Below are 14,714 nucleotides of genomic sequence, written 5' to 3'. Positions count from 1 at the left end.
AAGGAATATAAGTTAAGGGGGATTCAGATTCAGATGAAACCGGTGAAAGTAGGATTGCTCGGGCTGGGAACTGTCGGTACGGGCGTAGTGCGCATCGTCCAGGGGAACCAGGAGGATTTGAGCAGTCAGGTCGGTTCGCAGATACATATTGAACGTATTGCTGTCAAGAACTGTGATAAGCCCCGTTCGATCGAGATCGATCCGGCGAAGCTGACCACCGATCCTTGGGAAGTCATCCGGGACCCGGAAATCGATGTTATCGTTGAGGTTATGGGCGGGGTGGACGCCACCAGAGAGTATATTTTGGAGGCTCTTGAGCGGGGCAAGCATATCGTTACCGCGAACAAAGATCTTATGGCTCTGTACGGGACCGAAATATTGGAAAAAGCGCAGGAAAAACAATGCGATGTTTTTTATGAAGCCAGCGTGGCGGGAGGCATCCCGATTATCCGGACATTGATCGAAGGCTTTTCTTCCGACCGGATCGTTAAAATCATGGGTATTGTCAACGGAACAACCAATTATATACTGACCAAAATGAGCCAGGAAGGCGCTTCGTACGACGATGTGCTGAAGGAGGCGCAGGAGCTCGGTTACGCCGAGTCCGATCCGACCTCGGATGTGGAAGGACTTGACGCGGCCCGCAAAATGGCGATTCTCGGCACGCTGGGCTTCCGCACCAACGTTGAACTGCGGGACGTGAGCGTAAGCGGAATTTCCGGCGTCAGCAAAGAGGATATTTTGTTTGCGAAGCGTCTTGGATATGAGATGAAGCTTCTCGGCATTGCCGAGAGCGATAATGATGAATTCAGCATCAGCGTTCAGCCTACCATGATCCGTGCGAGCCATCCGATCGCTTCCGTTAACGGAGTTTTCAATGCGGTTTATGTCTACGGCGAAGCAGTCGGGGAAACGATGTTCTACGGAGCGGGAGCGGGCGAGATGCCGACGGCAACCTCTGTAGTGGCTGACCTGGTAGCGGTGATCAAGAACCTGAAGCTGGGCGTTAACGGACTGAAACAAATCGTTCCTTATAAGAATAAGAAGCTGAAGAGCGATGACGATATTTATTTTAAAAACTTCCTGCTGCTCCACGTTGACGATAAAGCGGGGGTGCTTGCCAAAATTACCCAAGTGTTCGCCGAATGCGACGTCAGCCTCGATTCCGTCGTACAGCAGGCCAATCCGAATAATCCGGCCGCCGAGATCATTATCGTTACGCATGATGCCAGCAAGTCCAGTATGAACAAGGTTCTCCGCCGTTTCGAGGAACTTGAGGTCATCCGCCGCGTCAAGAGCCATTACCGTGTCGAGGGCTGATGCAAACCGCAGGGAAGGCAATTATTTTTAAAGGAGACCATGGGTTGTGAAATATTCTATACTGCATGATAATAGAGAGCAATATTCCATTATGTTGAATAAAGGTCTTGCCGCAGACAAAGGGCGGTGCGCTCATGGCTAACAATAGAAAGGTTAGGGTAAAAATACCCGCCAGCACTGCTAATCTGGGTCCGGGATTCGATACGCTCGGCATGGCGCTCTCGCTGTACGCCTGGATCGAAATGGGCGAAGCGGAGCAGACCGTCTTTCACCTGTACGGTGATGAGATGAAGGATGTGGCCCTTGATAAGAGCAACTTGATTTACAAGGTTGCGCAGATGGTATTCGACGAGGCCGGCGTATCCGTCCCTGAGCTGGAAATCTCGATGCATTCCGAAATTCCGCTGACACGCGGGCTTGGCAGCAGCGCTTCGGCCATTATCGGCGGCATGGTTGCGGCCAATGCGCTGATCGGGTCTCCTCTGAGCAATGACAGGCTCTTTGATATGGCAACCGCGCTGGAGAAGCATCCCGACAACGTCGGCGCTTCTCTGTTTGGAGGAATCATCGCCGCCGCCTGGGACGGCAGCCATGCGGATGTTATCCGCATCGAGCCGCCGAAGGATCTGGAAGTGCTTGTCGTTATTCCAGAATTTGAACTGGCGACGTCCAAGGCTAGGGAGGCTCTTCCGTCCAGTGTAACTGTGGCCGATGCCGTGTACAATGTCAGCCGCTCTTCGCTGCTGACGGGAGCGCTCGCCTGCGGGCGGCTTGATTTGATCGGCGCAGCGATGCGGGACCGCCTGCATCAGCCGTACCGGGCTCCGCTGGTTCCCGGCATGGAGACAGTACTGGCGGAAGCGACGCAGCACGGAGCGCTTGGAATCGCTCTAAGCGGTGCCGGTCCGACGCTGATTGCGTTTGTAGATCGGAGAGAACCCCGGAAAAGCGAACTGGAAGCCTTTCTGATGGAAACGATGCGAAAGCATGGCATTGAAGCGCGTACCCGCTGGCTTCTGCCGTGCCGAACAGGGGCGCTTGCGGAGTCTGTAGATGAAAATGGGATGCAAAATCAATCATTTTTGGATATGATAAAAGGAGAAGTACGGTCATGAAATCAATAGCGGTGCTGCCGCAGGGAACGACCTCTCATGAAGCTTTGCTGTATCTGATGAAAGGGGAACCCTGCCGGCCGGTGTTCTATAAGCTTATTTCCGACGTGTTTCTGGCAACGGCCAAAGGAGAGACCGATTACAGTGTCATTCCGGTCGAGAATACGATTGAAGGCTCGGTTAGCATGCACATGGACTGGCTTATTCATGAAGTGGACCTGCCGATGCAGGCCGAATGGATTTATCCTTCTGTGCAGAACCTGATTGCTAACCCCGGTGAGTTTGCGGACGGAAAAGGCGGTGTCGATTACTCGCGCATCGTAAAAATCCTCTCCCATCCGGTTGCAATGGCCCAGTGCGGCCATTTTATCCGCAGGCATGCCCCGACTGCCGAACTTGAAACCGTGGGAAGCACCTCGGAAGCTGTGGAAATCGTTAAGAACAACCCCGGCAAAGGCTGGGCGGCAATCGGCATTGAGCTTGGCGCGAAGACTTTTGGACTAGAGATTGTCGCAAGCAAAATTACCGATCATCACAATAATTTTACACGTTTTGTGCTGGCGGGACCCGGGAAACTTGAGATTCCCCGCGTAAGCACCGGCAGCAAGACCAGCGTACTGATCACCCTGCCTGAAGATTTTCCGGGTGCGCTCCACCAGGTTCTTTCAGCCTTTGCTTGGCGCAAGCTGAATTTGTCGCGGATTGAATCACGGCCTACGAAGAAGAAGCTGGGTACCTACTATTTTTATATTGATGTGCTCGAACCGTTGGAATCGGTCCTCCTGCCTGCCGCTATTGAGGAAATCAAAGCTTTGGGTTGCCAGGTCCGAATTCTGGGCTCGTATCCCACATACACCTATGAGGAAGAGAAAGCGGAGGTGCAGTAAGTTCATGTCTGAGCAGTTGATTTATCTAGATGGACAATATGTAACGAAAGAAAAGGCGATGGTATCCGTTTTTGACCACGGCTTTCTGTATGGCGACGGGATTTTTGAAGGGATTCGGATTTATAACGGCAACATTTTTAAATGCAAAGAGCATTTGGACAGGCTGTATGATTCGGCCAAATCCATCATGCTTGACATCCCGCTGACTTATGACGAGATGCTGGAAGCAATGGCGGAGACGATCCGCCGTAATGATATGCGTAACGGTTATATCCGCCTCATCGTTTCCCGCGGCCCCGGCAACCTCGGACTTGATCCCCGCCGGTGCCCCAAAGCCAGCGTCATTATTATTGTAGAACAGCTGGCCATCTATCCTGAAGAGGCTTATCTGAACGGCCTTCGTGCCGTTTCCGTGTCCCAGCGCCGCAACATTCCGGATGCGCTGAATCCGAAGATCAAATCGCTTAACTATTTGAACAACATTCTGGTCAAAATCCAGTCCAATCTTGCAGAAGCCGACGAGGCGATCATGCTGAACGCACAGGGATATGTGACGGAAGGCTCGGGCGACAATATTTTTATCATCAAAAAAGGCGTTGTCTACACCCCGCCGTGCTACCTTGGCGCTCTTGAGGGAATTACGCGTTTTGCCATTATCGAGCTGTGTGAGAAGCTCGGCATCAAGCTTAAAGAAGAGCCTTTCACGATGCATGATATTTATATTGCGGATGAGGTCTTCTTCACCGGTACGGCGGCTGAGGTTATCGCGGCCCGCGAAATCGACGGACGGATCATCGGCGAAGGCCATGCCGGTCCGATTACGCTGAAGCTGCTGGAGGAATTCCGGAGCATTGTGGACAAAGATGGCTATAAGGTGTGGCAGTCCTAAGTTTTTGAATAGCAACGAACAATCCTTTGATGCGCGTGCAATCATGCCGCATGAAAGGATTTTTTTTGCTTCTGGGATGTCAATCGCCCATGGGCTGCATAAGATGTAGTAACGAAGGAGGCGGCTCTACCGCAAATCACTGCGACAAAAAGCATTGCTCCATAAAAAGTTAGGAGGTTAAATCTGCGTGAAAATACACATTGTCAAGCAAGGCGATACACTCTATGAATTGTCCAAAAAGTACGGGGTGCCGCTGGATAAAGTGATCGAAGCCAATCCGCAAATTGCAAACCCCGATGTTTTGGCTGTCGGAGACAAGGTGAAAATCCCTTCTGTCGCCGTTCCTGCCCCGGACGGCAGTGAGCTGTACCACAAGCATACGGTCAAGCAGGGAGACACCCTATGGAAATTGTCAAAAGCATGGGGAATTCAGCTCAAGGATATGATTGGTGCTAATCCTCAATTAAAAAATCCCGATGTGCTTAAAATAGGGGATATCGTGAATATTCCCAAAAAAGCGACAGTTTCTCCAGTGCTTCCGGTAAACCCGGCAAACCCAGTAAATCCGAACTTAGCCCAACCGGAATATGCGCCCACTGCTGTATCAGAGAAAATCACCCCCGGCGGAAAGGCCTTTACGGGTCCGATCGAAAAAGCGGCAGAAACAGCTCCTGTTGCTCCAACACCTGTACCTGTTCCAGAACCGGTAAAAAAGGCAGAAACAGCTCCTGTTGCTCCAACACCTGTACCTGTTCCAGAACCGGCAAAAAAGGCAGAAACGGCTCCTATTGTCCCAGCACCTATACCTGTTCAACAACCGGCAAACATTCCTGCGCCTGTTGCTCCAGTTAAAAAGACGATCCATACCGAGACGCAGAACCTGTTCGTCCAAATTTCGGTTCCTCCTCAAGAAACTGCTGCCCCTTTGCCGCCGATGCCTGAGCCTGTCAAGGAGTACCATATTCCCGCGCCTCCCAAGAGTTATTACGCCTGCGAGCCTATAGCTCCCTGCGACAAATCATACGGTTATCCGGGAATAACGGAAAATCCCAACTATTACGACTGCCCGTCCAATTACCCGATGTATGAGAATGTTCAGCCGATTTCTTATGCGCCTTATGAGGCTCAACCGATGGCGTATATGCCGGAAATGCCTGCGCCATATTGCTATCCGGATACAGGTTATCCTGTCGCGAATGTCCCGGCACCATACTATCCGGGTGTTATGCCCGGCTACACCGCAGAGATGCCTGCTAACGACTTCCAACCTTATTCTGAGAATCCGGCCTACATCTCTCCGCAGTATGGGATTCAGCCGACAACGCTTCCTTGGCCTTCCTGCGGATGCGGGGGGGCTCCTGGAATCGAGCCGTACCCATTCGGTAATGAAGCACCGGTGTATGGAAATATGCCTGTCTATACGAGCGAAACCCAATCTTTCCCTTATGGAATGGGCATTCCTCAACCTTATATGGCGCCTTCGTACCCGCCCGTACCCGCACCCGGACCCACACCATATGGCTCTCCAGTTAACATCCCACCGGTTCCGAAATTTCCGGGTACCGAGGATTGGGTTTATTCGAACCGGCTTCCTGTGGATACGGAGGTTAGCTCCGTATCAGGAGCTTCGTCCGAGCAGAATGCTGCTGCTGCCAACCTGACCGCAGAGCAGAATACTGCCAATCAAGGGGAAGTTAAATCGGCTTCTACGGCCAAGGCCAAGACATCAAGCAGGCAGGGAAAAGACGTTAAAACTAGCAGTACAACGAAGCAGCAGCGTTCGGGGAAAGTCAAAGAGACAGTGAAAAAACGTCGTAACCCTTGGATTTCCGATTGATATTTAAGCGGTCATAGACTTTCAAGGTGCAGATTCGTATCTTCGGGTACGGTCTGCACTTTTATTATTTTACTCGTCTCATTCCGAGACTTTTAAGTAGGTAGAATAAGGAAATAGTATCATATAGGAAAATTGGGAAATATTATAGGTTGCAACATATATCGCAGACATGTTATATTATAAATCTAGTTGCTGATGACAAATTGACAATAGCTGCGAACGACCATGTTTTAGTGGTGCTAAAGCTATTAAAAAAAGTCTTGCAATCGGTCGATAAAAATGATATATTAAAGATCCGGTTGACAAACAGTCATCCGCACTGAAGATTTAAAGCAATGAAGAGTTGATCTTTGAAAACTGAACAACGAGTGAGTGGGAATTCGCTTCAGCGAGTTCCAAAATTGAGATGGATTTCACAGCGTATTTCACGCTTTTGAAATGCCATCCTTGAGAATGCAAATTCTCGTCAGATGTTTCAAATTGAGCTAATCGCTCTATCGATATCTGAATGCGAAATCATCCGCTCAACCGAGTTGGACCGATTTCATATTCGGCCGATGTTGCTCTGCAACATCTTTATTGGAGAGTTTGATCCTGGCTCAGGACGAACGCTGGCGGCGTGCCTAATACATGCAAGTCGAGCGGAGTTGTGAGAGAGCTTGCTCTCGATCAACTTAGCGGCGGACGGGTGAGTAACACGTAGGCAACCTGCCCCTTGGACTGGGATAACTACCGGAAACGGTAGCTAATACCGGATAATTCCTCTTAGCTCCTGCTAGGAGGCTGAAAGGCGGAGCAATCTGTCACCAAGGGATGGGCCTGCGGCGCATTAGCTAGTTGGTGGGGTAACGGCTCACCAAGGCGACGATGCGTAGCCGACCTGAGAGGGTGAACGGCCACACTGGGACTGAGACACGGCCCAGACTCCTACGGGAGGCAGCAGTAGGGAATCTTCCGCAATGGGCGAAAGCCTGACGGAGCAACGCCGCGTGAGTGATGAAGGTTTTCGGATCGTAAAGCTCTGTTGCCAGGGAAGAACGTTCTTAAGAGTAACTGCTTAAGGAGTGACGGTACCTGAGAAGAAAGCCCCGGCTAACTACGTGCCAGCAGCCGCGGTAATACGTAGGGGGCAAGCGTTGTCCGGAATTATTGGGCGTAAAGCGCGCGCAGGCGGCTGTTTAAGTCTGGTGTTTAAACCATGGGCTCAACCTGTGGTCGCACTGGAAACTGGACAGCTTGAGTGCAGAAGAGGAAAGTGGAATTCCACGTGTAGCGGTGAAATGCGTAGAGATGTGGAGGAACACCAGTGGCGAAGGCGACTTTCTGGGCTGTAACTGACGCTGAGGCGCGAAAGCGTGGGGAGCAAACAGGATTAGATACCCTGGTAGTCCACGCCGTAAACGATGAGTGCTAGGTGTTAGGGGTTTCGATACCCTTGGTGCCGAAGTTAACACAGTAAGCACTCCGCCTGGGGAGTACGGTCGCAAGACTGAAACTCAAAGGAATTGACGGGGACCCGCACAAGCAGTGGAGTATGTGGTTTAATTCGAAGCAACGCGAAGAACCTTACCAGGTCTTGACATCCCTCTGAATCGTCTAGAGATAGGCGCGGCCTTCGGGACAGAGGAGACAGGTGGTGCATGGTTGTCGTCAGCTCGTGTCGTGAGATGTTGGGTTAAGTCCCGCAACGAGCGCAACCCTTGACTTTAGTTGCCAGCAGGTGAAGCTGGGCACTCTAGAGTGACTGCCGGTGACAAACCGGAGGAAGGTGGGGATGACGTCAAATCATCATGCCCCTTATGACCTGGGCTACACACGTACTACAATGGCCGGTACAACGGGAAGCGAAGCCGCGAGGCGGAGCCAATCTTAGAAAGCCGGTCTCAGTTCGGATTGCAGGCTGCAACTCGCCTGCATGAAGTCGGAATTGCTAGTAATCGCGGATCAGCATGCCGCGGTGAATACGTTCCCGGGTCTTGTACACACCGCCCGTCACACCACGAGAGTTTACAACACCCGAAGTCGGTGGGGTAACCGCAAGGAGCCAGCCGCCGAAGGTGGGGTAGATGATTGGGGTGAAGTCGTAACAAGGTAGCCGTATCGGAAGGTGCGGCTGGATCACCTCCTTTCTATGGAGAATCGTTTCCCGTAGCGGAAACATTCAAATACACACTCACTCGTTGCTCAGTTTTGAGAGTTCAAGCTCTCAAATCTTGATCCTTGAAAACTGGATACCGAAACGAAAATTGCGTTTTAGAACATCTTTTAGCTGAACTTGTGTCCAAACAAGTTGAAATAGTTATTAGCTGAGAGCGAAGATTTTCGAATGAGAGCGACTTTTGGCTTGAAAGGCGAAAGCGAACGGAGACATCCGGAAGCAGCCTTTCAAACAAGACGGAGCGATCAGGCGGAAATTGGAGCGTTGGTTAAGCTAGTAAGAGCACACGGAGGATGCCTAGGCGCCAGGAGCCGATGAAGGACGTGGCGAACAACGAAAAGGCCTCGGGGAGCTGTAAGCAAGCTTTGATCCGGGGGTGTCCGAATGGGGAAACCCGGCTGTGGTAATGCACAGTCACTTCTCTCTGAATTCATAGGAGAGCTAGAGGCAGACCAGGGGAACTGAAACATCTAAGTACCCTGAGGAAGAGAAAACAAGAGTGATTCCGTCAGTAGCGGCGAGCGAACGCGGAACAGCCTAAACCGAAGAGCTTGCTCTTCGGGGTTGTGGGACGTCTCACATGGAGTTACAAAGGAATAGGGTAAATGAAGAGGTCTGGAAAGGCCCGCTGGAAAAGGTAAAAGCCCTGTAATTGAAATTCTGTTCCCTCCGAGACGGATCCCGAGTAGTGCGGGGCACGTGAAACCCCGTATGAATCCGGCAGGACCATCTGCCAAGGCTAAATACTCCCTGGCGACCGATAGTGAAACAGTACCGTGAGGGAAAGGTGAAAAGCACCCCGGAAGGGGAGTGAAAGAGTACCTGAAACCGTGTGCTTACAAGAAGTCAGAGCCCATTTTAGGGGTGATGGCGTGCCTTTTGTAGAATGAACCGGCGAGTTACGTTTAACGTGCAAGGTTAAGGCGAGGAGCCGGAGCCGCAGCGAAAGCGAGTCTGAATAGGGCGACTTGAGTACGTGGGCGTAGACCCGAAACCGTGTGATCTACCCCTGTCCAGGGTGAAGGTGCGGTAACACGCACTGGAGGCCCGAACCCACGAACGTTGAAAAGTTCGGGGATGAGGTGGGGGTAGCGGAGAAATTCCAATCGAACTCGGAGATAGCTGGTTCTCCCCGAAATAGCTTTAGGGCTAGCCTCGGTGATTAAGAGTAATGGAGGTAGAGCACTGATTGGGTGCGGGGCCCGCAAGGGTTACCAAGCTCAGTCAAACTCCGAATGCCATCTACTTGTCGCCGGGAGTCAGACAGTGAGTGCTAAGATCCATTGTCAAAAGGGAAACAGCCCAGACCATCAGCTAAGGTCCCCAAGTGTGTGTTAAGTGGGAAAGGATGTGGAGTTGCACAGACAACCAGGATGTTGGCTTAGAAGCAGCCACCATTGAAAGAGTGCGTAATAGCTCACTGGTCGAGTGACTCTGCGCCGAAAATGTAACGGGGCTAAACACACCACCGAAGCTATGGCTTGATGCTTGCATCAGGGGTAGGGGAGCGTTGTGTATACATTGAAGGTTGACTGTAAGGACAGCTGGAGCGTACACAAGTGAGAATGCCGGTATGAGTAACGAAAAGATCAGTGAGAATCTGATCCGCCGAAAGCCCAAGGTTTCCTGAGGAAGGCTCGTCCGCTCAGGGTAAGTCGGGACCTAAGGCGAGGCCGACAGGCGTAGTCGAAGGACAACAGGTTGATATTCCTGTACCACCATAATCCGTTATGAGCAATGGGGGGACGCAGGAGGGTAGTGACGCGGACTGATGGATGTCCGTCCAAGCAGCGAGGCTGGTGTATAGGCAAATCCGTACACCGTAAGGCTGGGCTGTGATGGGGAGCGAAAATTGTAGTAGCGAAGGTCATGATCTCACACTGCCAAGAAAAGCCTCTAGCCAGGAGAAGGTGCCCGTACCGCAAACCGACACAGGTAGGCGAGAAGAGAATTCTAAGGCGCGCGGAAGAACTCTCGTTAAGGAACTCGGCAAAATGACCCCGTAACTTCGGGAGAAGGGGTGCCTCGGTAGGGTGAATAGCCCGAGGGGGCCGCAGTGAAAAGGCCCAAGCGACTGTTTAGCAAAAACACAGGTCTGTGCGAAGCCGCAAGGCGAAGTATACGGGCTGACGCCTGCCCGGTGCTGGAAGGTTAAGGGGAGCGGTTAGGAGTAATCCGAAGCTGTGAACCGAAGCCCCAGTAAACGGCGGCCGTAACTATAACGGTCCTAAGGTAGCGAAATTCCTTGTCAGGTAAATTCTGACCCGCACGAATGGCGTAACGACTTGGGCGCTGTCTCAACGAGAGATCCGGTGAAATTTTAATACCTGTGAAGATGCAGGTTACCCGCGACAAGACGGAAAGACCCCATGGAGCTTTACTGCAGCTTGATATTGAACTTGGGTACGATCTGTACAGGATAGGTGGGAGCCTTAGAAGCCGGAGCGCCAGCTTCGGTGGAGGCGACGTTGGGATACCACCCTGATCGTATCTAGGTTCTAACCTGGTACCCTCATCGGGTACGGGGACCGTGTCAGGCGGGCAGTTTGACTGGGGCGGTCGCCTCCTAAAGTGTAACGGAGGCGTCCCAAGGTTCCCTCAGAATGGTTGGAAATCATTCGAAGAGTGCAAAGGCAGAAGGGAGCTTGACTGCGAGACCTACAAGTCGAGCAGGGACGAAAGTCGGGCTTAGTGATCCGGTGGTACCGCATGGAAGGGCCATCGCTCAACGGATAAAAGCTACCCTGGGGATAACAGGCTTATCTCCCCCAAGAGTCCACATCGACGGGGAGGTTTGGCACCTCGATGTCGGCTCATCGCATCCTGGGGCTGAAGTAGGTCCCAAGGGTTGGGCTGTTCGCCCATTAAAGCGGTACGCGAGCTGGGTTCAGAACGTCGTGAGACAGTTCGGTCCCTATCTGTCGTGGGCGCAGGAAATTTGAGAGGAGCTGTCCTTAGTACGAGAGGACCGGGATGGACGTACCGCTGGTGCACCAGTTGTTCCGCCAGGAGCATGGCTGGGTAGCTACGTACGGACGGGATAAGCGCTGAAAGCATCTAAGCGTGAAGCCCCCCTCAAGATGAGATTTCCCAATTAGTAAGACCCCTTGAAGACGACGAGGTAGATAGGTTGGAGGTGGAAGCACGGCAACGTGTGGAGCTGACCAATACTAATCGGTCGAGGGCTTATCCAAATTCACCCCACAAAGTGAAGATGAGGCTGACGAAGCTGAATCCGAGTACTTTGCGGGGACCCCGGAATGGGGAAGACGCAATGTTTCGTTTCTATCCAGTTTTCAGGCGATCAAGCCTGCCGTTTGGTGGCGATGGCGGAGGGGTTCCACGCGTACCCATCCCGAACACGACCGTTAAGCCCTCCAGCGCCGATGGTACTTGGACCGAAGGGTCCTGGGAGAGTAGGACGCTGCCAAGCACATGAACCACTGCTGATACTAAGTAGTGGTTTTTTGTTTCTATCGAAGTATTTTAAGTAGCCGTAATGGAAATAATATTTAGCTATTGCTTTATATAAATTAATTTGATATAATAATGTTCGTTGTCACGCTTGAGAAGTGATCAATATGGCCCGTTGGTCAAGGGGTTAAGACACCTCCCTTTCACGGAGGTAACAGGGGTTCGAATCCCCTACGGGTCACCATTAATTGATAACACTTGAATTATTATTTAATTGACGCGGGGTGGAGCAGTTCGGTAGCTCGTCGGGCTCATAACCCGAAGGTCGCAGGTTCAAATCCTGCCCCCGCAACCAATTCTTCTTTAAGAAGAGCCTCTTGGAACCGTGGTGTAGAGGCCTAACATGCCTGCCTGTCACGCAGGAGATCGCGGGTTCGAATCCCGTCGGTTCCGCCATTTAAATGTACTCATCTAAATTTAATATATGCGGACGTGGCTCAGCGGTAGAGCATCGCCTTGCCAAGGCGAGGGTCGCGGGTTCGATTCCCGTCGTCCGCTCCATATTTTGCGCCCTTAGCTCAGCTGGATAGAGCGTTTGACTACGAATCAAAAGGTCGGGAGTTCGAATCTCTCAGGGCGCGCCATTATGATTTTTTCCAAACTGAATCGATGTATAGTAAGGTGGGTTAAGCTGATTACAGCTTGAGCCACTTTTTTGTTTTATTTTATAAGTATTGCCTCTTCTTTGAGCTGCTCTTATCCCCCTTTCTGTAGCAACAATGAGCCGACTGAAGATCACAGGTAACTGGAATATCATAACGAAGAAACCACCGCTGCATAAATTCCGGCGTCCGAGGACAGATTAAGGAAAAAAGCAGAATGAAGGGATTAACATGAGTGCTTTTCGATTGAAAAAGCAGCTGTGGCGCCGGTGGAGACGGTGGAAAAAAGCGCTGTGGGTCGGGACGGCTTGTGCAGTGCTTACAATCTGTGCCTGGTCCGGGATGCGGATGTCTGAGGATATATCGAGACTGTTGACAGGATCAATGTCGGCAGCGGAACAAACCTTTGCCGAGCTGAATGACCGCGCCTCGGGCGGTGATGCTCTACTGCCTGGGCAGGTTTCCGCTGTGTTCGAGCAGGAAGATCAAGATGAGCAGACTTCGAATCAAGGCAATGCGATTTCGCTTATCAGGGTTATTGCCGATAGCGGTCTTAACCGGAAGGTACATTATAAGACAACCTATGTATGCGGTGAGGAGATCCGTAATGTGCCTCAAGTGATGAGCCCTAAGGAATTGCAGTTCCTAATTGCGGAACATTCGGATTGGCAGGGGAAGATTGGCCCAGAAGGAGACGTCTGGCTGGAACGGAATGTGAACGATCTATCGCCTTCCTGTAAGAAGGATGCGTATATTGGCATAGATAACGAAGGAAATCTTACCCTGTTCAAAGGCCCTCCTAAACGGGAAGAGGCGCTCAAAACTTTTTTTCAAATCGACATAGGCACTATGAAATCTGCTTTGCCGGAGAAGGTGTGGAGGCAGCTTCAAGGCGGAATCCGTGTGCAGGATATCGATGAATACAACAGTGTTCTGTCGACCTTCAGCGATTATGCAAGGGACAATGCCGAGGCGATGTAGGGTAATTGATGTTAAGCATATGATAATGGAAAAAAGATTTTAGGACCGCTGGTGAAAGCCTGCGGTCTTTTTGCTGCTTTCTGCTTTCCTATATGTGGATTATGACAGGACATGCCTCAAAAGGTGGGCCTATTTATTCGGGGCTATTAATATCTCGAGTATGGCAAATTTTATGCCCCTCGTGCAGTCTATTTTTGCTATAATGGGTAGAAGGAATACATATGTTCGCTTTAAGGGCGAAGAAATGGACCGTGCGGGAAGGCTCCCGTTTTCAATAGAGGAGAGATGGTTGTGCGAATTTTGGGGATCGACCCGGGGATTGCGATTGTCGGCTTCGGCTTTATTGACAAGAATGGCAGCAAGCTTACGCCGGTGCAATATGGGTGCATCCAGACGGAAGCCCACACACCGGAGGAGGAGCGGCTGCTTCATGTGTATGAAGGGATGCTGCAGCTGATTGACCGTTACAAGCCGGATGCCGTGGCCCTTGAGAAGCTGTTTTTCAACCGGAACGTGACGACGGCAATGTCGGTCGGGCAGGCTCGCGGCGTTTTGGTGTTGACGGCGGTGCAGCGCGGGCTTCATGTGGCGGAATATACACCGATGCAGGTGAAGCAGGCCATAGTCGGCTACGGCAAGGCGGAGAAACGCCAAGTTCAGGAAATGGTGCGGATGTATCTGAAGTTGTCTGCTATTCCGAAACCGGATGATGTAGCCGACGCGTTGGCGGTTGCGGTATGTCATGCCCACTCTTACACGCTGAATTCGAAGATAAATGAGGTATTGCGAAAATGATCGATTTTTTGAGAGGACCGGTCGTTCATCTGGAACAGGAATACGTAGTGCTGGATGTTCAGGGCGTGGGATACCGGGTGTTTTGCCCAAATCCCTATGCTTTTGCGAAACAAGAGGGGCCGGTAACGGTATATATTCATCATCATGTTCGCGAGGATGCGATACTGCTGTTCGGCTTTCCCACCCGGGAAGAGCAGAAATTGTTCCGGAAGCTGATTGAGGTGTCGGGCATCGGGCCCCGCGTGGCGCTTGGGATTTTGACAGGAGGGACGCCGGATCATGTCATTTCGGCGATTTATCAGGAGAATATTACATTCCTGACGAAGCTGCCGGGAATCGGCAAGAAGACCGCGCAGCGTATGATTCTTGATCTGAAGGACAAGCTGGATGGCCTGGGAACGGTCACTTTCCAAACCGGGCTGTTTGCGCTGGAGGAGAATACGGAGAGCGGTTCCGGTGAGGTATCCTGGCAGGAAGCCAGAGACGGGCTTAAGGCGCTTGGGTACACAGAGAGTGAGCTGGATCGTGTCTGGCTGGCGCTGAAGAAGGAGGGCGCGGAGACCGCTTCGGTCGATGTGCTGATGAAAAAAGCGCTTAAGCTGCTGTATGTAGCGAAGTAGACCGGATCTAGCGAAGTAAAGAGCAAATAAGCAGCAGGT

At 51.6% G+C, this 14,714-nt stretch carries 8 protein-coding genes, 5 tRNA genes and 3 rRNA genes; all 16 read left to right on the top strand.

The genetic code is table 11. The annotated features are described in order from the left end of the window. Positions 1–33: 33 nt before the first annotated feature. The 16 genes from PDUR_RS19915 to ruvA all read left to right on the top strand — a co-directional run bounded on the left by PDUR_RS19915 (position 34) and on the right by ruvA (position 14,675). The gene (locus PDUR_RS19915; protein WP_042207871.1) at positions 34–1,320 is read left to right on the top strand and encodes a homoserine dehydrogenase; all 1,287 of its coding nucleotides are present in this window, start codon (positions 34–36) and stop codon (positions 1,318–1,320) included. 134 nt (positions 1,321–1,454) lie between these two features. After that, the gene (gene thrB / locus PDUR_RS19910) at positions 1,455–2,435 is read left to right on the top strand and encodes a homoserine kinase (protein ID WP_042207870.1); all 981 of its coding nucleotides are present in this window, start codon (positions 1,455–1,457) and stop codon (positions 2,433–2,435) included. Further along, positions 2,432–3,319, top strand: coding sequence for a prephenate dehydratase (gene pheA, locus PDUR_RS19905; protein WP_042207869.1), 888 nt, complete (start codon positions 2,432–2,434; stop codon positions 3,317–3,319). Before thrB ends, pheA begins: the two co-directional genes overlap by 4 nt. A 4-nt stretch (positions 3,320–3,323) precedes the next feature. Then, a complete protein-coding gene (gene ilvE, locus PDUR_RS19900; protein WP_042207868.1) occupies positions 3,324–4,208 on the top strand; it encodes a branched-chain-amino-acid transaminase in 885 nt (294 codons plus the stop codon). 229 nt (positions 4,209–4,437) lie between these two features. Beyond that, a complete protein-coding gene (locus PDUR_RS29905; RefSeq protein ID WP_233277403.1) occupies positions 4,438–6,045 on the top strand; it encodes a LysM peptidoglycan-binding domain-containing protein in 1,608 nt (535 codons plus the stop codon). A gap of 576 nt (positions 6,046–6,621) precedes the next feature. After that, positions 6,622–8,174 (top strand): 16S ribosomal RNA (locus PDUR_RS19890). A 295-nt stretch (positions 8,175–8,469) separates the two neighbouring features. Continuing rightward, positions 8,470–11,397: ribosomal RNA gene (locus tag PDUR_RS19885) — 23S ribosomal RNA — on the top strand. Positions 11,398–11,519: 122 nt separating this feature from the next. Further along, positions 11,520–11,636, top strand: a 5S ribosomal RNA gene (gene rrf / locus PDUR_RS19880). The 16S, 23S and 5S rRNA genes sit together here with 5 tRNA genes alongside, the layout of an rRNA operon. Before the next feature lie 150 nt (positions 11,637–11,786). Next, positions 11,787–11,861, top strand: a tRNA-Glu gene (locus tag PDUR_RS19875). A gap of 34 nt (positions 11,862–11,895) precedes the next feature. Then, a tRNA-Met gene (locus PDUR_RS19870) sits at positions 11,896–11,972 on the top strand. Between the two features lie 24 nt (positions 11,973–11,996). Then, a tRNA-Asp gene (locus PDUR_RS19865) sits at positions 11,997–12,073 on the top strand. Between the two features lie 30 nt (positions 12,074–12,103). Beyond that, a tRNA-Gly gene (locus PDUR_RS19860) sits at positions 12,104–12,178 on the top strand. A gap of 6 nt (positions 12,179–12,184) precedes the next feature. Continuing rightward, positions 12,185–12,261 (top strand) — tRNA-Arg (locus tag PDUR_RS19855). A gap of 249 nt (positions 12,262–12,510) precedes the next feature. After that, positions 12,511–13,260 carry a BofC C-terminal domain-containing protein gene (locus PDUR_RS19850; RefSeq protein WP_042207866.1) on the top strand — a complete coding sequence of 250 codons (750 nt, stop codon included), beginning with the start codon at positions 12,511–12,513 and terminating at the stop codon, positions 13,258–13,260. A 291-nt stretch (positions 13,261–13,551) separates the two neighbouring features. Next, positions 13,552–14,055: a crossover junction endodeoxyribonuclease RuvC gene (gene ruvC, locus PDUR_RS19845; RefSeq protein ID WP_042207865.1), complete on the top strand. Its 504-nt coding sequence runs from the start codon at positions 13,552–13,554 to the stop codon at positions 14,053–14,055. After that, the gene (gene ruvA, locus PDUR_RS19840; protein WP_042207863.1) at positions 14,052–14,675 is read left to right on the top strand and encodes a Holliday junction branch migration protein RuvA; all 624 of its coding nucleotides are present in this window, start codon (positions 14,052–14,054) and stop codon (positions 14,673–14,675) included. The genes ruvC and ruvA overlap by 4 nt, the downstream gene beginning before the upstream one ends. The last annotated feature ends 39 nt before the right edge of the window (positions 14,676–14,714 follow it).

The sequence above is a fragment of the Paenibacillus durus genome, assembly GCF_000756615.1.
GTDB lineage: Bacteria > Bacillota > Bacilli > Paenibacillales > Paenibacillaceae > Paenibacillus_AQ > Paenibacillus_AQ durus.
The sequence above is the reverse complement of the archived record's forward strand: the minus strand, read 5'-3'. Positions and strand labels throughout refer to the sequence as shown.

Bases quoted from the DNA above. Each gene is read 5' to 3' on its own strand.
- pheA (WP_042207869.1), top strand. From the start codon at position 2,432: ATGAAATCAATAGCGGTGCTGCCGCAGGGAACGACCTCTCATGAAGCT.
- PDUR_RS19850 (WP_042207866.1), top strand. From the start codon at position 12,511: ATGAGTGCTTTTCGATTGAAAAAGCAGCTGTGGCGCCGGTGGAGACGG.
- ilvE (WP_042207868.1), top strand. From the start codon at position 3,324: ATGTCTGAGCAGTTGATTTATCTAGATGGACAATATGTAACGAAAGAA.
- thrB (WP_042207870.1), top strand. From the start codon at position 1,455: ATGGCTAACAATAGAAAGGTTAGGGTAAAAATACCCGCCAGCACTGCT.
- ruvA (WP_042207863.1), top strand. From the start codon at position 14,052: ATGATCGATTTTTTGAGAGGACCGGTCGTTCATCTGGAACAGGAATAC.
- PDUR_RS19915 (WP_042207871.1), top strand. From the start codon at position 34: ATGAAACCGGTGAAAGTAGGATTGCTCGGGCTGGGAACTGTCGGTACG.